The organism is Mycetocola reblochoni REB411 (genome assembly GCF_900163835.1).
Lineage (GTDB): Bacteria > Actinomycetota > Actinomycetes > Actinomycetales > Microbacteriaceae > Mycetocola_B > Mycetocola_B reblochoni.
Window position 1 is genome coordinate 1 of record NZ_FUKR01000042.1, and the last position, 17758, is coordinate 17758.

15 protein-coding genes and 1 tRNA gene are annotated in these 17758 nt (G+C 73.6%); 8 read left to right on the forward strand and 8 right to left on the reverse strand.

The features are described 5' to 3' along the window. Window positions 1-131: 131 nt before the first annotated feature. From FM119_RS07605 to FM119_RS07630, 7 genes are all read right to left on the reverse strand, one after another. Complete coding sequence (locus tag FM119_RS07605) at window positions 132-1187, reverse strand: BMP family lipoprotein (protein ID WP_087137081.1); 1056 nt, start codon at window positions 1185-1187, stop codon at window positions 132-134. 233 nt (window positions 1188-1420) lie between these two features. Further along, a complete protein-coding gene (locus FM119_RS07610) occupies window positions 1421-2497 on the reverse strand; it encodes a peptidase C39 family protein (RefSeq protein WP_179205254.1) in 1077 nt (358 codons plus the stop codon). Then, window positions 2494-4644, reverse strand: a complete 2151-nt coding sequence (locus FM119_RS07615; RefSeq protein WP_218778738.1) for an iron ABC transporter permease — start codon at window positions 4642-4644, stop codon at window positions 2494-2496. The genes FM119_RS07610 and FM119_RS07615 overlap by 4 nt, the downstream gene beginning before the upstream one ends. Then, entirely contained in the window at window positions 4641-5696 is a 1056-nt protein-coding gene (locus FM119_RS14020) for an ABC transporter substrate-binding protein (protein ID WP_218778739.1), read from the reverse strand. Before FM119_RS14020 ends, FM119_RS07615 begins: the two co-directional genes overlap by 4 nt. Window positions 5697-5925: 229 nt before the next feature. Next, window positions 5926-6873 (reverse strand): ABC transporter ATP-binding protein, encoded by a 948-nt coding sequence (locus FM119_RS07620; protein WP_338065670.1) that lies wholly within the window; start codon window positions 6871-6873, stop codon window positions 5926-5928. A gap of 104 nt (window positions 6874-6977) precedes the next feature. Beyond that, the gene (locus FM119_RS07625) at window positions 6978-7937 is read right to left on the reverse strand and encodes a helix-turn-helix domain-containing protein (protein ID WP_087137083.1); all 960 of its coding nucleotides are present in this window, start codon (window positions 7935-7937) and stop codon (window positions 6978-6980) included. Between the two features lie 10 nt (window positions 7938-7947). Continuing rightward, entirely contained in the window at window positions 7948-8556 is a 609-nt protein-coding gene (locus tag FM119_RS07630; protein WP_179205255.1) for a PadR family transcriptional regulator, read from the reverse strand. A gap of 158 nt (window positions 8557-8714) precedes the next feature. Between FM119_RS07630 and FM119_RS07635 the strand changes: the two genes are divergently transcribed. The 8 genes from FM119_RS07635 to FM119_RS07670 all read left to right on the forward strand — a co-directional run bounded on the left by FM119_RS07635 (window position 8715) and on the right by FM119_RS07670 (window position 16230). Then, window positions 8715-8788, forward strand: a tRNA-Cys gene (locus FM119_RS07635). A 70-nt stretch (window positions 8789-8858) separates the two neighbouring features. Further along, entirely contained in the window at window positions 8859-9818 is a 960-nt protein-coding gene (locus tag FM119_RS07640) for an ABC transporter substrate-binding protein (protein WP_087137085.1), read from the forward strand. A gap of 49 nt (window positions 9819-9867) precedes the next feature. Then, window positions 9868-10890, forward strand: coding sequence for a FecCD family ABC transporter permease (locus FM119_RS07645; RefSeq protein WP_087137086.1), 1023 nt, complete (start codon window positions 9868-9870; stop codon window positions 10888-10890). After that, window positions 10887-11936: a FecCD family ABC transporter permease gene (locus tag FM119_RS07650; protein WP_087137087.1), complete on the forward strand. Its 1050-nt coding sequence runs from the start codon at window positions 10887-10889 to the stop codon at window positions 11934-11936. Before FM119_RS07645 ends, FM119_RS07650 begins: the two co-directional genes overlap by 4 nt. Next, window positions 11933-12739, forward strand: a complete 807-nt coding sequence (locus FM119_RS07655; RefSeq protein ID WP_087137088.1) for an ABC transporter ATP-binding protein — start codon at window positions 11933-11935, stop codon at window positions 12737-12739. Before FM119_RS07650 ends, FM119_RS07655 begins: the two co-directional genes overlap by 4 nt. Further along, on the forward strand, window positions 12736-13479 hold the full coding sequence (locus tag FM119_RS07660) for a GntR family transcriptional regulator (protein ID WP_087137089.1): 744 nt from the start codon (window positions 12736-12738) through the stop codon (window positions 13477-13479). The genes FM119_RS07655 and FM119_RS07660 overlap by 4 nt, the downstream gene beginning before the upstream one ends. Before the next feature lie 109 nt (window positions 13480-13588). After that, on the forward strand, window positions 13589-14599 hold the full coding sequence (gene glsA, locus FM119_RS07665) for a glutaminase A (protein ID WP_087137090.1): 1011 nt from the start codon (window positions 13589-13591) through the stop codon (window positions 14597-14599). Further along, complete coding sequence (locus FM119_RS07670) at window positions 14596-16230, forward strand: MFS transporter (RefSeq protein WP_245827371.1); 1635 nt, start codon at window positions 14596-14598, stop codon at window positions 16228-16230. Before glsA ends, FM119_RS07670 begins: the two co-directional genes overlap by 4 nt. 100 nt (window positions 16231-16330) lie before the next feature. Here FM119_RS07670 and FM119_RS07675 read toward each other — a convergent pair whose 3' ends face one another. Further along, entirely contained in the window at window positions 16331-17446 is a 1116-nt protein-coding gene (locus FM119_RS07675; protein ID WP_087137091.1) for a mannose-1-phosphate guanylyltransferase, read from the reverse strand. Window positions 17447-17758: the final 312 nt, after the last annotated feature.

Sequence of the window (17758 nt, forward strand, 5' to 3'; positions counted from 1 at the left end):
GGGTGGGACGGGGTGGGGCGTTCCGTGTCCGTGCCGGGGCGGCGCGCGACGGGGACGACACCCCGGCCCGACACGGCTGGGGAGGGCGGCGATGGCCGCCCTCCCCCACCGGTGTCACGGGACGGGCGGTCCTACAGGCTGGCCTTGACGGTGATCGAACCGTCGATGATGCCGGCCTTGATGGTGTCGAGCTCGCCCTGGAGCGAGTCGCTGACCTTGTCCTCGAACTCGTGGAACGGGGCGAGGCTGACGCCCTCGTTCTCGAGCGTGCCGACGTACGGGCTGTTGTCGAAGTTGCCCGCGGACGCATCCGTCACGATCGTCTCGACCGCTCCGGACATCTCCTTCATCACGCTGGTGAGGAAGTAGTCCTTCGCCTGGGGGTAGGTCTCGACCAGGTCGGCGTCGACGCCGATGATCGCGACATCGCCGCTGGCCTCCTCCGCCGCAGCGACGGTGGACTGGAACGCCGGGCCCGCGACGGGCATGATGACGTCGGCGTCCTGGTCGATGAGGGTCTTGGAGGTCTGCTTGGCCTTGTCGTTGGCCGCGAACTCACCGGTGTAGAGGTCGCTGATGACCTTGACGTCGGCGTCCTTCTGCTCGTTGTAGTACTCGACGCCCTCGACGAAGCCGTCCATGAAGATGGTGACGGTCGGGATCTCCATGCCGCCGAAGGTGCCGACGACGCCGGTCTTCGAGTAGTCGGCCGCCGTGTAGCCGGCGAGGAACGCGGCCTGGGCGGTGTCGAAGATGACCGGCTTGACGTTGTCCGCCTCGATCGAGTTGTCGTCGAGGATGGCGAACTCGACGTCGGGGTTGGCCTTGGCCGCGTCCTCGGTCGCCGAGGCCAGCAGGAAGCCGACCGTGGTGATCATGGTGCAGTTCTGGTCGATCAGACTGTTCAGGTTGGGGCCGAACTCGTCCTCGCTGTTCGACTCGGACTCCTTGGGCGTCAGGCCCAGCTCGGTCGCGGCGGCCTGCAGGCCCTCGTAGCCGGACTGGTTGAACGACTTGTCGTCGAAGCCGCCGGAGTCGGAGACGATGCAGGGCAGGAAACCGTCGACGACGTCTCCGGATGCAGCGGGGGCTTCGGCGTCGGGGGCCTGTCCGCAGGCGGCGAGCAGGGCGATGGTCGCCACGCCAGCCAGACCGGTGAGACCGGCCTTACGCGCTGTGATCTTCACGTTGTGTCCTCCATGATGCGAGCCCGCGAGGTCCGCGGGCGGGATACCGGCAAGATTACCTTTTGCGACGGTCCACATTGACCGTCCGACCGCGAGAAACGGCAAGCGTTACACACCGGTAACTCCGCATACTATGCGGCGAAACACGCGGGCCGAGGAGGGGGCGCAGATGCGCGCCCGGCGGCCGAGAGGGGTGCGCGGATGTGCGCGGGCGCGGCGGAGCCGGACGGCGTCTACCCCTCCGCACGGGGCCCGAGCCGCACCGCCCCGCGCGAGCGTCCGTCGTGGAGACGCCACATCGCGTCGAACTCCTCGTCGGCGATCGGCAGCAGGTGCGCGTCGACCCAGCTCTCGCCGGCGGCGTCACTGACCCACGGGTCCTGGACGACGATCGCGCCGGCGACCACGCCGTGGGCGAGCACCCAGTGCGGTGCCGCGATCCCCATCATCCGCTCGAGCCAGAGCACCGTGAGCACCTTCTCGCCCCGCTCCAGCATCCGGCGGAGGGCGGGCACGCCCGAGGGACGCGCATCCACCTCGAGACCCAGCTGCCTGGCCCGCGCGCGGGAGCGCCCCTGCCGTGCCGCCCGCCACTGCGCGCCCTCCGCGTCGAAGCCCTCGAGCATGACCGGACCGTCGGCGTCGAGGAGCACGCTCAGCGCGGTGCCAGGACGCGCCGCCCGGAGCGCGACGCCGAGGCCGACCGGCTCGCAGGCCGGATAGTTGGTCGCGGCGGCCCACAGCGCCGTCTCGTCCTCCGGCGTCACGGCCGGACCCGGGCGAGCGGCGCCGCCGCCGGAGCGCCGGAGCGCGTCGTCGCCGAGCAGCGCCGCGACCGCACCGCAGCTGACCGGCGTGCGCTGCTGGTAGTAGGAGGGCTCGGCCGGAGGGCGACCGCCGAGCCAGAGCACCGCGCCGGAGGGCGGGCGCGGGTCGTCGGTGCGAAGCGGCGGGGTGAGCCGGGTGAAGCCGGACGGCGCCCGGTGCTCCCCGCCCGTCCGGTCCTCCCAGACCACCTTCGCCAGCCCGCGGTCCGCGGCGACGGTGACGACGGCGGCCGCGGCGGCGTCCGCGTCCCCGCTCGTCCCGACGATCTTCAGGTAGGCCGTGTGCGGCCGGGCCGTCACCAGCGCGGCCGACGTCCGGCCCGACCGGTCGACGACGCCGACCAGCTCCGGCCGGTGCCCGGCCAGCTCCGGCCGTGACCATCGGGCGGCCAGCCCCTCCTCGCCCGTGCGGGCGGCGAGGAGGGCGAGGGCGTCGTCGTCGAGCGGCGCGACGACCGGTGCGCCGGTCCCGTCGGCGGTCACGGCCGCGACCGCCGCATCAGCCAGACGAAGTAGGGGGCGCCGATCAGGGCGATCATCAGGCCCGCGGGGATCTGGGACGGCGCGACGACGGTCCGTCCGACCGTGTCTGCCACGCCGACGAGGACGGCGCCGATCAGCATCGACACGGGAAGGACCCGCGAGAAGCGCGACCCGACGAGCGCCCTCGCCAGGTGAGGGGCGACGAGCCCGACGAAGCCGACCACGCCGATGGCGACGACGCTGACCGAGGCGAGCACCGCCGCGACGAGCAGGCCGAGCAACCGGATCCGGGCGGGGTTCTCGCCGAGCAGCCGCGGTGTGTCCTCGTCGACGGCGACGAGGTCGAGCCGGCGGCGCAGGAGCAGCAGCAGCGGGACCGCGAGCACGAGCGCCACCGCGACGGGCACGACGTCGGGAAGGGTGCGCCCGTAGCTCGTGCCCGACAGCCAGGTGAAGATCCGGGGCGTCTTCCACGGGTCGACGCTGAGCAGGAGGAAGGTGGTGATCGCCGCGGCGCTGTAGCCGCAGCCGATGCCGACGAGCACGAAGCGCTCCGGGACGAACCCCCTCCGCCAGGCCAGGGCGGTGATGAGCCCGAAGGTGGCCAGCCCGCCGAGGACGGCGAAGGTCACCAGCATCGCCCTGTCCCCTCCGAGCAGTGTCACGACGACGACCGCCCCGAGCCCCGCGCCCGCGGTGATGCCGAGCAGTCCGGGCTCTGCGAGCGGATTGCGCACGGTCCCCTGGACGACCGCGCCCGACACCGCCAGGGCGGCACCGGCGAGCAGCGCGGCGGCGAGGCGCGGCGTCCGCTCGTCGAGGGCGCGGGCCACCAGATCGGGCGCGACGCCCTGGAGCCAGAGCCCGACGTCGCCGAGCCGCAGGAACAGGCTGCCGGCGAGCAGCGCGACGACCGCGGTCGCCAGTAGCAGTGCGGCGGCGACGGCCACGACGACGACGAACCGTGCACGGCTGCGCGGCCGTGCGGTGCCGCGGACACCGGCGCCTGTCGCGGCCCCGCCGCGCAGCCGCAGCGCGAGCACCACGATGAGGATGCCGCCGAGCACGGCCGTGGGGATCCCGGTGGGGATGGCTGCCGCCCCCTGTGCCCCCAGCACGGCCCGGAGCCCGACGTCGGCCAGCAGCAGCAGGAGGGCACCGACAAGACCCGACGCGGGGATGAGCAGGACGTGCCGCTGCAGCGAGGGAACGGCGGAGGAGATCAGCCGCGCGATGACCGGGGCGGCCAGTCCGACGAAGGCGATCGGGCCGGCGAGGGTGACGGCGGCGGCCACGAGCAGGACGGCGAGGATCAGCGCGAGGTATCTGGTCGCGGCGACGGGGACGCCGAGCGAGGCGGCCGCGTCGTCGCCGAGCCGGAGGACGTCGAGCCGCCGGGCAAGCAGCAGGGCCCCGGCCACGGCGGCGACCACGACGGGCGCGGCGCGCACCGAGGCGTCGATGCTCAGCTGTGCGAGCGAGCCGCTCCCCCACGCGTACAGGCCCGTGGTGTTCTCCGCGAAGAGGATCAGCAGCGTCCCCGTGACCGCGTCGAGCGCCATCGCGACCGCCGATCCGGCCAGGATCAGCCTGGTCGTGTCCGTTCCACCGCCTTTGCCTCCGATCGCGAAGACGACGGCAGCGGCGATCAGCCCGCCGCCGACGGCCACGAGCCCGGACAGCCCGGAGGGAAGGGGCAGCCCGAACGCGGCGACGGCGGTGATGGCCGCGTAGGCGCCCGAGCTGACCGCGAGGGTGTCGGGCGAGGCGAGGGGGTTGCGCGTCGTCGACTGGAGCAGCATCCCCGCCACGCCGAGCGCGACTCCCACGGCGGCCCCCGCCGCGAGCCGCGGAAGCCGGGAGGACAGGAACACCTCGTCGACGGGGACCCCGCCCGCACGGACCTCCTCACCGAGGAACGCCCGGATCAGCTCGCCCGCCCCGACGCCGGACGTGCCCTGGCTGAGGTGGACGAGCGCGACCCCGACGATGGCGACGACGAGCCCGAGGAGGACCCCTGCCGCTCCGAGGGCACGGCCGAACGAGCCGCGGGCGGGCGCGGGCGCGCCGCCGCGGAGGCCCCCGGCGGCCGTGCCGCCGGGGAACGCTCCGCGAGCGACGGCGCGGCCCCCGCCCGTCCGGCTCACTTGCCAGTCAGTGCGTCGGCGAAGGCGTCGATCGCCTGCTCGGTGGAGCGGGGCCCGCCCGCTCCCCAGATGACGGGGAACTCGTAGGCGCGGCCGTCGACCACGGCGGGGAGCGAGTTCCAGATGCTGTTCTTCTCCAGCTCGGCGACGTAGCCGCTCTCCTCGCCGTTGGAGTAGAACAGCGTGGCGTCGCCGACGCCGGTCAGTCCCTCGATGTCGGTCTGTGCCAGGCCGTAGTCGGCGTTGAGCCCTCCGGTGCCGTGGCTGTCGTTGACGCTCTCGTCCCAGACGGGGGTGAGGCCAAGCTCCTCGCCGAGCGCGGTGAACAGCGCGCCCTCGGTGTAGGGACGCAGCGTGACGTTGCCCCCGTCGACCCAGCCGTCGAAGAAGAGGAACTCGCGCGTGGGCAGGTCGAGCGCGGTGACCTCGGCGGCACGCTCGGCCAGGTGCTCGTCGAACTCGGCGAGCACCTGGTCCGCGCGCTCGGTGCGGCCGGTGGCCTCGGCGACGAGCGAGAAGACGTCCTTGACGTTGCCGACCGGGTCCTCGGGGTTGTTGCCGCGGGCGGCGAGCACGGGCACGTCGTACTCCTCGAGCTGGGTGATGACCTCGTCGTCGGCCGCGAAGGCCTCGACGATGATGAGGTCGGGGTCGGTCGCGTAGAGCGCGTCCAGGTCGGGCTCCTCGCGCGTTCCGACGTCGACGACGCCCTCGGGCAGCGTCTCCGCGCTGATCCAGGTGCCGAAGCCGGTGGGGTCGGCCACACCGACGGGGGTGACGCACAGGGTGAGGGCGTCCTCGACCTCCTGCCACTCGAGCACGACGATCCGGGAGGCGGGCGTGTCCAGCTCGACCGTCCGGCCGACGCCGTCGGTGAGCGACACCGGGTCGGTGGAGGTGGCGGTCGTGTCGGTGGCGCAGTCCTCGGACACGGCGGCGTCGGCGGAGCCGGTCGCCTCCGGCTCCACGTCGGTCGTGCCGCATCCGGTGAGGGTGAGCGCGAGTGCGCAGCCCGCGGCTGCGGTGAGGGCCAGTCGGCGTCGGAGTGTCATGTGTGTCCTCGTTTCAGGTTGGGTGCCGCGGCCGCCCGGTGCAGGGGAGGTCGCTCGGCGGGTGGGGGTGTACGGGTGCGGGGGCTCGGGTGATGCCGGTGCGGCGGGCGGACCGGCACTCGAGCGGGTGGTCGGGTGGTCCGCCTGCCGGCCCGACCGCTGCACCGGAACGTGCCGGCCGCGCGGTGGCCCCCTGGCGGGGTCCGGCCCGGCCGGACGCGGCGCCGGATCAGTCCGCGGGGCGGCGGGGCCGTCCGATCGGGTCGATGCGGAGGCGCCCTCCCGGCCGCTCGACGGTCACCTCGATCGGTATCTCGTAGACCTCGCTCAGCAGCGGCCCGGTCAGCACCTCCTCCGGCGGGCCGGAGGCGCGCACGCGCCCGCGGTCCATGAGCACGACCGTGTCCGCGACGCGCGCCGCGTGGTCGAGGTCGTGCAGGACGATGCCGATGGCGGTGCCCCTGGTCTCGACGAGGTCCCTGACGAGACCGAGCGTCTCCATCTGGTAGCGGAGGTCGAGGTGGTTGGTCGGCTCGTCGAGCAGGAGCACGCCGGTCTCCTGCGCCAGGCAGACCGCGAGCCAGACCCGCTGCAGCTCACCGCCGGAGAGCGCACCGGCGGATCGCTCGGCCATCCCCGCGACGCCGGTCAGCTCCATCGCCGCCTCGACGGCCGCCCGGTCGGCGTCGTCGAGCCCGGCGAAGGCCCGGCGGTACGGGTGGCGGCCGAAGGCGACGATCTCGCGCACGGTGAGCCCGTCGACGGCGGGCCGCGACTGGGTGAACAGCGTCACCGTCCGGGCGAACTCCGTGCCGCTGAGCACGCTGATCTCGCGGGGCTCCGCCTCGCTCGCCGTGTCCGTGAGGAGGATGCGGCCCGCGCGCGGCCGGTGCAGTCGGGCGAGGGCGCGGAGCAGGGTCGACTTGCCGCTGCCGTTGGGTCCGATCAGGGCGGTCACCCTGCCCGGCTGGACGGGGATGCTCGCCTCCTCCACGACGACGGCCGGTCCGTAGGCCAGCGTGACCTCGGCGGCGTCGAGCCGGTGGGCGCCGATGCGACGACGATCGGCGCGGGGCGCGTGCCCGCGGACGGCGCCCGCGATTGCCCTGCCGGCCCCGTGCTGGGGCGCCTCGCCCGGGGTCGCGGCATCGCGACGCTCAGCGGATGGTGTACTCACTTAGGCAACCCTAAAAGCAGATGGGGGCGGCGGCAATCCGCAATGTACGACACCCGATCCGGGTTTCCGGACAGTGCGGGGTCAGATCGCCGAACAGGGCGGGGTCAGGACAGCGCCGATCCCGTCGCCGCCGCCGCCCGGAACACCCCCGGCGTCACCCCCATGACGCGCCGGAACGCACCGATGAAGGTGCCCGCCTGGGCGTAGCCGAGCGAGGCGGCGACCTCGCCGACCTCGGCCCCCTCGGCCAGCGACGCGATCGCACTGTGCACGCGCACCGATTGACGCCACTGCGCGAACGACAGCCCCGTCGAGGCGCGGAACGCCCGCGTGACCGTCCGCTCGCTGAGGCCGAGCTCCCCCGCCCACTGCTCCAGAGAGCGACGGTCGGCCGGGTCAGCGAGCAGCGCGTCCACGAGCGGCTGCACGAGGGCGTCCTCGGGCACGGTCACGGCGAGGTCCCGCTCGGAGGGGGCGAGGACGTCGAACACGACGGCTTCGGCCCTCGCCCTCGCGCCCCGCTCCAGCAGCGGATCGGCCAGGTAGAGCAGCAGCGACTCCAGGACGGGGCTCAGGACGACGACCGTCGCCCGTCCTCCCGAGACCTGCACCGCCGCGTCGGCCGGGGTCCGTTCGGGGGCGAAGAACGCGTCGCACAGTTCGACCCCCGCCGTCAGCCGACCGCTGTGGGGGACGCCGGCGGGGATCCACAGTCCGTAGCCGCTGGACACGGTGAACACCTGGTGCCCGACCCGCGAGGTCATCGTGCCGCGCCGCACCCAGACCAGTTCGTGTGCCGGGTGGGAGTGCTCGCCCCACTCGGTGGACACGTCGAGGTCGTGCGACTCGGTGACGATGACGAAGGAGGCCTCGGCCTCGGCGGGCAGGGGACGGGACAGCCCCGCGTGCGACGCCGCATCCCTCGCCCAGGCCCCGCCGCCGCTGACCGCCCCCTCGACGCCGCGGTCACGACCGCCGTGCTCGCCGGGGGCGTTGCCGCTGGCGCCGTCACGGATGCCGCCGCCCGGTCGGCGGGGCGTGGAGGACGACGGGGCGGGGGTCATGATCGGGATTCTATGGCGCTGCGTCGCCACCCGTGGAGGCCGAGGGGCGTCCGCGCCTCCCCTGCTCGACGGCCCACTCGTCGGCGACGAGCGTCCCGTCCACGAGCCCGGCCCGCACACCGGTGAGCCAGGAGCGTCGAGCGTCGTGCTCGGCCCGGCGCGCGAGAGCGAGAACCGACGGTGCGACCGACGCCCCCGGTCCCCCTCCGGTCCCCGGCCCCGCCGCATCCACCCCGTCGGCAGCGGCACTGTCGGCAGCGACGACGGCGGCGAGCTCCCCGTCGAGGACGGCGAGCGCGTCGACACCGGGAAGGCTGACCGCGAGTGCCACCTTCGTCAGCCGCTCCGCAGCGCCCTGAGCGGTCGGGGCGCACGCCGTTTCCCACCACTGCGCGAGCTCCGCCTCGCCGCGCGGCGTCGTCCGGTACAGGAGCTGGCCGGCGCCGCTCTCACCCGCGCGCGCGATCAGCCCGTCCCTGACGAGCCGTTCCAGCGTGTTGTACACCTGACCGACGTTGACGTCCCAGCCATCGAGCCGCCGATGCAGTTCGAGCTTCAGCTGATATCCGTAGCAGGCGCGCTGTCCGAGCAGCACGAGCAGCGCCCACCGCACGCTCATGGCACCCGGCACCGCACCTCCGTTCCTCGCCGTCCACGCTATCCAGCACGGGCGCTCGGACCACGGACCCACGCCGTCACACCGCGTCATGGTGGTCGCGGCGGCGGGCGCCGCGCCTAGGCTCGTGGGCACACGCTCCGGCGTGCGCAACACATCATCGCGGTGTGCCCGAGAGGCCAGGGAGCAGCCTGCAAAGCTGCTGACGCGGGTTCGAATCCCGCCACCGCGTCCATCGAGCCGCAGCGGCTCGCCCGCTGCTCATCGGCCGAACAGTCGACTGAGTTAGGTTAGGCTAAGGTCTCATGACCTCCCCCGCTTCGCGCCGCTGGATCGCGGCCGCCCTCCCCGTCCTCCTGCTCAGCGGCTGCGCCGCGACCGACTCGCCCGCCACCCCGTCCGCCGAGGCGGAGGGCCGCACCGTCGACACCGTGCTGGGAACGGTGACCGTCCCCGAGGAGATCGACTCCGTCGTCGTCCTCGAGGGCCGACGCGACCTCGACATCGTGCTCTCGCTCGGCCTCCCGCTCGCCGGTTACCCGTACGAGGAGGAGGGCACCCTCGATCTGGAGTCGCCGCTCGCCGACGAACTCGCCGAGGCCAAGAAGAACGGGGCGACGGAGCTGTTCCTCGCCGACGAGATCAACATCGAGTCCATCGCCGCCGCAGCGCCCGACCTCATCGTCAGCAGGGCGGACGACACCGAGCCGATCCTCGACGAGCTCAGCGCCATCGCGCCCGTCGTCGCGGTCGGCGAGCAGGACACCAGCAGCTGGCAGGACGACCTCCGCCTCGTCGCCGAGGCGACAGGGACGCAGCAGCGCGCCGACGAGCTCGTCGCGGACTACGACGCCAGGGTGGCGGAGCTGTCGGAGCGCTACGCCGACGTGCTCGCCGACAACAGCTTCGTCCCGATGAGCTACAACGGCGAAGGCGCGGAGACCCGGCCGAACCGCCTACTCTCCGTCGTGCTGCGCGACCTCGGGGCCACGCCGTCCGACGCCTTCGCCGACGTCATCGCCGACGGGGACGGCGAGTACAGCCTCGAGCAGTTGCTCGAGGGCTTCGGCGACGCCGACGCGATCGTCGCCCTCGTCAACGACCCGCAGACCTGGGAGCAGTTGCAGGAGAACCCGCTCTACCAGGAGCTGCCCGCGGTGCGCGACGGCCACGTGGTCCGCTCCGACAAGCAGACCCACGAGGGGGCAGCACTGACCTCGCAGCACGCGCTCGACGTCGTCGAGCAGCTCCTCGCCACCCTCTGACCCCGTGCCGACGGCCCTCCACCCGTCCCCGCCGCCCGGCGGAAGCACCGTGTCGCGACGACGGACGGCACGCGGCGCCAGGGCGACGGCCATCGCGCTCGCCGCGCTGCTGGTGCTGCTCGCGCTCAGCCTGCTCGTCGGCTCGCGGGCGCTCGACCCGTCGGTCGTCCTCGCCGCACTGAGCGGCGACGCCGGCGCCGAGGCGGAGGCCATCGTCGTCGGGCAGCGGCTGCCGCGCACGATCGTCGGGGCCCTCGGCGGCGGAGCGCTCGGGATCGCGGGCCTGCTCATCCAGGGGCACACGCGCAACCCCCTCGCCGACCCCGGGCTGCTCGGCGTCACCTCGGGCGCGGCGCTCGCCGTCGTCGTCGCGATCTCGGCGTTCGGGCTGACGACGCCCGCCGGCTATCTCTGGTTCGCCGTCGCCGGCGCCGCAGGCGCGACGGCCCTCGTCACCGTCATCGGCACCGCCACCGGCCGACGGCGCGACGCCTCGCCCGCCGCTCTCGTGCTCGCCGGGGCCGCCGTCTCCGCCCTGCTGTCGGCGGTGACCGGCGTCATCCTGCTCCTGGACTCCTCCACCCTCGACGTCTACCGGTTCTGGACCGTCGGCTCCCTCGCCGGGGGGCGTGACGGCGACGTGGTGCTCGCGGTGCTGCCACTGCTCGTGGCCGGTGCGGCGATCGCGGTGACGCAGGCGAGGGCACTCGACGCGCTCTCCCTCGGCGACGACGTCGCCCGCGCGCTCGGTCGGAGCCTGCTTCCCACCCGGTTGCAGGGCCTCGCGGCCGTCGCGCTCCTCGCCGCCGGCGCCACCGCGCTGGTCGGTTCCCTCGGCTTCGTCGGGCTGGCCGCACCCCACATCGCCAGGGGCCTGAGCCGCAGGGCGCCCCACGCGGTGCTCGTGCCGCTGTCCGCGCTCGTCGGTGCCTGTCTCGTCCTGGCCGCCGACGTGCTCGGCAGGGTCGTCGTCTCCCCGGCCGAGCTGCCGGTCGGCGTCGTCCTCGGCGTGATCGGCGGGCCGGCCTTCCTCGTCCTCGTCGTGGCGCTGTTCCGGAGAAGGCCGTCATGACGCTCGTCCTGCGCACCGGGCCGGTCTCCGCGCGCCTGGCCCGCCGGCCGCTCGCGGTCGGCGCGGTCGCCGCCGCGATCACCGCGGCCCTCGCCGTCGTCTCACTCGGCTCGGGCGAGTACCCGATCGCCCCCGACCGCATCCTCGCGACGCTCGCGGGCTCCGGTGAGGCGACCGAGACACTGGTCGTCACGGAGCTGCGGCTGCCGAGGCTCCTGCTCGGCCTCGTCGTGGGTGCCATGCTGGGGCTGTCCGGCGCCCTCGTGCAGACGACGGCGCGCAACGCCCTCGCCAGTCCCGAGCTGCTCGGCGTGACCGGGGGCGCATCCGTCGGCGCGGTCGCCGTCATCGTGCTCGGCGGAACGGGCGGCTTCGCCTCCGCACTCGACGGGGTCGGCACCACGGCGGCCGCGCTCGTCGGAGGGCTGCTCTCCGCCGCCGTCGTCGCCGCCGTCCTCCGAGCGACCAGCGGAGGGGCGTTGCAGCTCGTGCTCGTCGGCGTCGGCGTCTCCGCGACCGTCGGCGGCCTGACCAGCTGGCTGATCGTCGAGGCGAGCATCGACGACGCCGAACGGGCCAGCGCCTGGCTGATGGGCTCCCTCGGCGGCAGAGGGGCCGAGGAGCTCCACCTGGCGGCGATCACCCTCGCCCTGGTCGTCGTCGCGCTGCTGCCGCTCGCCCCGGCGCTGCCCTCACTGCACCTCGGCGGGGACACCGCCAGGACGCTGGGGCACCGGGTCGGCCCGGCCACCACCGGCCTCCTGCTGCTCGCGGTCGCGCTGGCCTCCGTCGCGGCCGCGACCGCGGGGCCCATCGGCTTCGTCGCCCTGGTCGCCCCCCACCTGGCCCGGCTGGCCGGCGCGGCACCGCGCGCACCCCTCCTCCTCTCCGCGATCGTCGGCGCGGCGCTGGTCACGGCGAGCGACCTCGTCGCGCGTGCCGCGTTCGCCCCGCTCACCCTGCCGACGGGCGCGGTCACCGCCATCGTCGGAGCCCCCTTCCTGGTGTGGCTCCTCCTCCGTCAGAGAAAGGGCGTGACGCCATGAGCGGCTCGCTTCGCACCCGCGGCCTTCACGTCGAGCTCGGCGGCCGCACCGTCCTGGGCTCGGTCGACCTCGACATCGCCGACGGCGCGACGACCGCGGTCATCGGGCCCAACGGCTCGGGCAAGTCGACCCTGCTGCGCTGCCTCGCGCGGCTGCAGCGCCACGACGGCAGCGTCACCCTCGACGGCGAGGAGGTCGGACGGATGCGGCCGCGCGCCTTCGCCCGCCGTGTCGCCCTGCTCCCCCAGTCGCCCGTCGCCCCGGAGAACCTGACCGTCACCGATCTGGTGTCCCGAGGCCGTGACCCGCACCGGCGCTGGTACGACCAGTGGTCGGTCGCCGACGAGCGGGAGGTCGCCGAGGCGATCCGACGCACCGGACTGGAGCCGCTCGCCGACCGCGCGCTCGACACGCTCTCCGGCGGCCAGCGGCAGCGGGCCTGGATCGCGCTCGCCCTGGCTCAGTCGGCCGAGGTCCTGCTTCTGGACGAGCCGACGACCTACCTCGACGTCGCGCACCAGCTCGAGGTCCTCGAGACGGTCGCGGACATCCAGCGCGAGCGCGGCATCACCGTCGTCATGGTGCTGCACGACCTCGCCCTCGCGGCGGCGCACGCCGACCGCATCGTCGCGGTCCACGAGGGACGCGTCGCCGCTGCGGGACCGGCGGCCGAGGTCGTCGACCCCGCGCTGCTCCGCGACGTCTTCGACATCGAGGCCTCGCTGCTGACCGACCCGCGCACGGGACGTCCCGTCGTCGTCCCGCACCGCGCGCTGCACACGCCAGAGGACGGGCACGAGTGAGCGCGACGGGGCGGGGCCGGAGGGAGGGCGGTGTCGTCGGCGGCCCGCGCAGCGTCACCGAGATCGCCGTCACCGCGCTCCGCGGCCGCATCCTCTCCGGAGCGCTGGCCCAGGGCCAGCACATCGGCGAGCAGGCGACAGCCGACGGGCTCGGCGTCAGCAGGGCCGCCCTCAGGGAGGCGCTGCGCGTGCTCGAACGCGACGGGCTCGTCGTCACGGTTCCCCGCGCGGGGAGCCGTGTCGTCACGCTCAGCCTCCGCGACGCCTACGAGATCGTCACGCTGCGCGAGCACCTCGAACGCCTGGCCGTCGAGCACGGCGTCCCCCGTCCCGTCCCGCGTGCGCTGGCGGCCATGGAGCGGGCGGTCGCCGGCATGGAGCTCACCGCAACGCGGGGGGACGAGTCGCGCGCGGCCGCCGACGGCGTCGCCTTCCACCTGGCGTTGCTCGGGCTGCCCGGCCACCGCCAGCTGCTGGCGGCCTTCGCCGTGATCGAGCAGCCGCTCGGCCTGCTCATGGGGCTGAACCGGCGCGCGTCCGCCCGATCGGAGAGTCTCGCGGACCGGGCGGCGCGGCACCGCCGGGTGCTCGAGCTCGTCCACGACGGCGACCCGCTGGCGGTCCTCGCCGAGCTCGGCTCCCACCCGACGACCGGCTTCCTCGAGGCGGGGGTGCTGCCGGACGACGACGCCGACGAGGCGGTGCTGTCCTGGCGCGCGGCGCGCACGCAGCGCCGCTGATCGTGCCGCGGTGACGGGGAGGACTATCCTGGCCCCGACCGCCCACCCACCGGAATCGCCGCCCCCGCCGCCGATCCCTCGGCCCCGGGGGTGCGGGAAGCAGGAACGCATGGACCTCGACGTCACCGGTGTCCCGCAGCTGGCCGCCACGGGAACGCTCCCCCCTGCGGCGACGTGCACCGACCTCGTCGCCGACGCCTACGCGCACGCCCTGCGCCACCGCGAGGGCTCCGTCGCCGACTACATCCCCGCCCTCGCCTCCGCCGACCCGGACGCCTTCGGGCTGAGCGTGATCGAGGTCGACGGCGGGGTGCACGAGCGGGGCGACACCCGGCAACGGTTCTCCATCCAGTCCATCTCGAAGGCCTTCGTCTACGCGCTGCTGTGCGAGGCGGTCGGCCACGAGCAGGCCCTGGCCGTCGTCGGCGTCAACAACAGCGGCCTGGCGTTCAACTCCGTCGTCGCCATCGAGCTGAACGACGGCCACCCGATGAACCCGATGGTCAACGCGGGGGCGCTGGCCACCACGGCGCTCGTGCCCGCCGCCGACGCCGCGGAGCGCTGGAGCATCATCCACGACGGCCTGTCCCGCTTCGCCGGGCGCGAGCTCAGCGTCGACGAGGCCGTCTACCGCTCCGAGACGCAGACCAACCACCGCAACGCGGCCATCGCGCAGCTGCTCACCAGCTACGGCAGGATCCGCGAGGACCCGGCCGAGGTCGTCGACGTCTACACCCGGCAGTGCTCGCTCCTCGTCGACGCGCACGACCTCGCCGTGATGGCCGCCACCCTCGCCGACGGCGGCGTGAACCCGGTGACCGGCGCCCGGGTCGTGACCGCGGACGTCGCCAGGGACACCCTCGCCGTGATGGCCGCGTCCGGCCTCTACGAGAACTCAGGGGAATGGCTGTTCGAGGTCGGGCTCCCCGGCAAGTCGGGCGTCGCCGGGGGGCTCGTGAGCGTCGCCCCCGGCAAGGCGGGCATCGCCGCGTACGCTCCCCCTCTCGACGCCGCGGGCAACAGCGTGAGGGGCCAGATCGCGACCGCGTACCTGTCCCGCGCCCTCGGCCTGAACATCTTCGCCTCCGCCCCCTCGCCCTCCTGGAAGGACGCACGATGAGCACGACCGCAGCCCCCGCCCCCGCCGCCGACACGGCCGAGCGCACCTCCTGGGTGCCGATGATCGGCCTCTTCCTTGCCCAGATCCTGATGTCCTACAACGTCGCCGCGCTCCCGGTGTCGCTCGGCGGGATGGTGAGCGACTTCGACGTGCCGGCGACGGACGTGAGCACCGCGATCGTGACCTACGGTCTCGTCGTGGCCGCGCTGGTCATGGTCGGGGCAAAGCTGGGCCAGCGGGTGGGCTGGGTGATCATGTTCCGGCTCGTCGTCGCCCTGTTCGCCGTCTCGGCGCTCATGATGATCCTCGCCCCGGGCGTCGGCTGGGTGATCGCCGCGCAGGCGATCGCCGGAGCCTCGGCGGCGATCATCGTGCCGAGCCTGGTGGCGCTCATCGCCGAGAACTACCGTGGGGCCCAGCAGGCGACGGCGATCGGATCGCTCGGCTCGGCCAGGGCCCTGGCCGGAGTGACGGCGTTCCTGCTCGGCGGGACCCTGGCGACCCTCGTCGGCTGGCGTCCGGTGTTCGTCGTGGTGCTCGTCCTGGCGGTCGCCGTGTTCGCCCTCAGCTTCCGGCTCCGCTCGGACCGCGGCGACGCCGGCATCCGGATCGACCTCGTCGGCGCCGTGCTGATCGGCGCCGGCATCGTCGCGCTGACGCTCGGGATCAACAACATCAACCGCTGGGGCCTGCTGCGCGCGGAGCCGGACGCGCCGTTCGACGTCATCGGCCTGTCCCCCGCCCCCGTGCTCATCGTCGTCGGCGTCATCATCGTCCAGGCCTTCTTCCTGTGGACCAAGCGCCGGACCGCCAGGGGGCGCGTCCCCCTGGTCAGCCTCACCGTCTTCGGCTCCTCGCGGGAGCGCGCGGCCGTGTACGCGATGTTCGTCGTCGTCGCGCTCGAGGCCGCCCTGAACTTCACCGTCCCGCTCTACATCCAGATCGTCCAGGGCAGGACCCCGTTCGACACCTCGATGGCGATGCTGCCGTTCAACCTGACCGTATTCGTGACGGCGATGCTCGTCGTCCGCTTCTACCGACGTTTCAGCCCCCGCGCCATCGGCATGTTCTCGTTCTGTCTGACCACCGTCGCCCTGGTGTGGCTGGCGTTCGTCGTCACCAACAACTGGGAGACGCTGCCGACCATCCTCGGCCTGTTCGTGTTCGGCGTCGGCCAGGGCGCCCTCGTGACGCTCGTGTTCAACGTGCTCGTCACGGCCGCGCCGAAGGAGCTCGCCGGCGATGTCGGGTCCGTGCGCGGCACGACCCAGAACCTCGCGGGGGCGGTCGGCACCGCGGTGGCCGGGGCGCTCCTGGTCGGCATCCTCAGCGTCAACGTGACGAGCGCACTGGCCAGCACCGTCGACCTGCCGCCGGAGATCGTCGGCCAGGCCGAGATCGACTCCGGCAGCTTCGTGTCCAACGACCAGCTGGCCGCGGCCCTGGAGGGGACGGACGCCACCCCGGAGCAGGTGCAGGCCTTCGTCACCGTGAACGAGCAGGCGCGACTGTCGGCGCTGAAGCTCGGGCTTCTCATCCTGGCGGGGGTCAGCGCCCTCGCGATCCTGCCGGCCAGCCGGCTGCCGAACGTCCGCAGGCACGAGATCCCCGACCCGGCCCCGCGCCGCTGAGCCCGGCACCCCTGCCGCCTCCCGGTGACGTGATGGCGCCCCGCATCCCGATCGGGGTGCGGGGCGCCATCACGTCACGGCCGCGCTCGATGCGCCGCGATCAGAGCACCTCGTCCCGCCCGGAGAGCTTGAGCGCGTCGACGACGCTCTTCACCCGCTGCGCGTTGTCGCTCGTGGTGACCAGGAGGGCGTCAGGGGTGTCCACGACGACGATGTTCTGAACGCCGACGAGGCTGATGATCCGGTGCGACTGGCTGACGACGATGCCGCTGGAGGCGTCGGAGAGGATGCGGGCGTTCTCCCCGAGGATGGCGAGGTCCGTCTTGCGCCCGTTCGAGTTCAGCTTCGCGACGGAGGCGAAGTCGCCGACGTCGTCCCAGTCGAAGTGGCCGGGCACGACGGCGAGACGGCCGCTCGCCGCGGCGGGCTCGGCCACCGAGTAGTCGATGGCGATCTTCTTCAGCGTCGGCCAGAGCCGGTCGACCGCCCGCCCCCTCGTCGCCGGATCGTCCCAGGCCGCCGCGAGCTCCAGCACGGACGCGTGCAGTGCGGGCTCGTTGCGTTCCAGCTCCGCGAGGAGCACGTCGGCACGGCTGATGAACATGCCCGCGTTCCAGAGGTAGTCGCCGCCGGACAGGTAGCGCTTCGCGGTCGCCGCGTCGGGCTTCTCGACGAACTCCCGCACCGCGTGGGCGCTCGGTGCGTCCGCCTGGCCGAGGGGGTCGCCGACGTGGATGTAGCCGAAGCCGATCGCCGGCTCGCTCGGGGTGATGCCGATCGTGGCGATGTAGCCGGCCTCGGCCACCCTGATCGCCTCGGTCACGGACTGACGGAAGAGACGGTCGCCCCTGATGACGTGATCGGCGGCGAAGGACCCGACGATCACCCCCGGCTCGCGACGCTCGAGGATCGCCGCGGCGAGGGCGATCGCGACCGTCGAGTCCCTGGGGTCGGCCTCGAGCACGATGTTCTCGTCGGCGAGCTCGGGGAGCTGCCCCTCGACGGCGGCCCGGTGGGCTCTGCCGGTCACAACCATGATGCGGTCGTCGCCGTTGAGCGGGGCGAGCCGCTCCCAGGTGGCCCGCAGCAGGGTCCGGCCGGAGCCGGTCAGGTCGTGCAGGAACTTGGGGGCGTCCGCGCGGGACAGCGGCCACAGCCGTGAACCGATGCCGCCGGCGGGGATGATGCTGTAGAAGCGCTCGAGCGGAGAGGTCATGGGGTCAGCCTAGCCACCCCGTGCGTTCCCGCTTCCCCCGCGCTGTGCGGGAATCAGCGCGTCCGGTGGTGGGGGCCAAGCGCCACCGCCGTGGCCCCGGCCGCACGACCACCCGCAGGGTCCCGCGTGGCGACTGACCACAGGCGCACGTCCGAAACTGCGTGCGGAAGAGCCGATTGACAACGCTGTCATATGGCTGCGACACTTCCGATCAGGCACGACGACGTGCCGATCACGACGACGTGCCACAGGGGATTCCTATGCGACTGACGACATCTGAACGACCCCCGACGCGATCACGCCGACGAGCAC

Bases quoted from the DNA above. Each gene is read 5' to 3' on its own strand.
- glsA (WP_087137090.1), top strand. From the start codon at position 13,589: ATGGACCTCGACGTCACCGGTGTCCCGCAGCTGGCCGCCACGGGAACG.
- FM119_RS07630 (WP_179205255.1), bottom strand. From the start codon at position 8,556: ATGAGCGTGCGGTGGGCGCTGCTCGTGCTGCTCGGACAGCGCGCCTGC.
- FM119_RS07640 (WP_087137085.1), top strand. From the start codon at position 8,859: ATGACCTCCCCCGCTTCGCGCCGCTGGATCGCGGCCGCCCTCCCCGTC.
- FM119_RS07670 (WP_245827371.1), top strand. From the start codon at position 14,596: ATGAGCACGACCGCAGCCCCCGCCCCCGCCGCCGACACGGCCGAGCGC.
- FM119_RS07650 (WP_087137087.1), top strand. From the start codon at position 10,887: ATGACGCTCGTCCTGCGCACCGGGCCGGTCTCCGCGCGCCTGGCCCGC.
- FM119_RS07675 (WP_087137091.1), bottom strand. From the start codon at position 17,446: ATGACCTCTCCGCTCGAGCGCTTCTACAGCATCATCCCCGCCGGCGGC.
- FM119_RS07625 (WP_087137083.1), bottom strand. From the start codon at position 7,937: ATGACCCCCGCCCCGTCGTCCTCCACGCCCCGCCGACCGGGCGGCGGC.
- FM119_RS07655 (WP_087137088.1), top strand. From the start codon at position 11,933: ATGAGCGGCTCGCTTCGCACCCGCGGCCTTCACGTCGAGCTCGGCGGC.
- FM119_RS14020 (WP_218778739.1), bottom strand. From the start codon at position 5,696: ATGACACTCCGACGCCGACTGGCCCTCACCGCAGCCGCGGGCTGCGCA.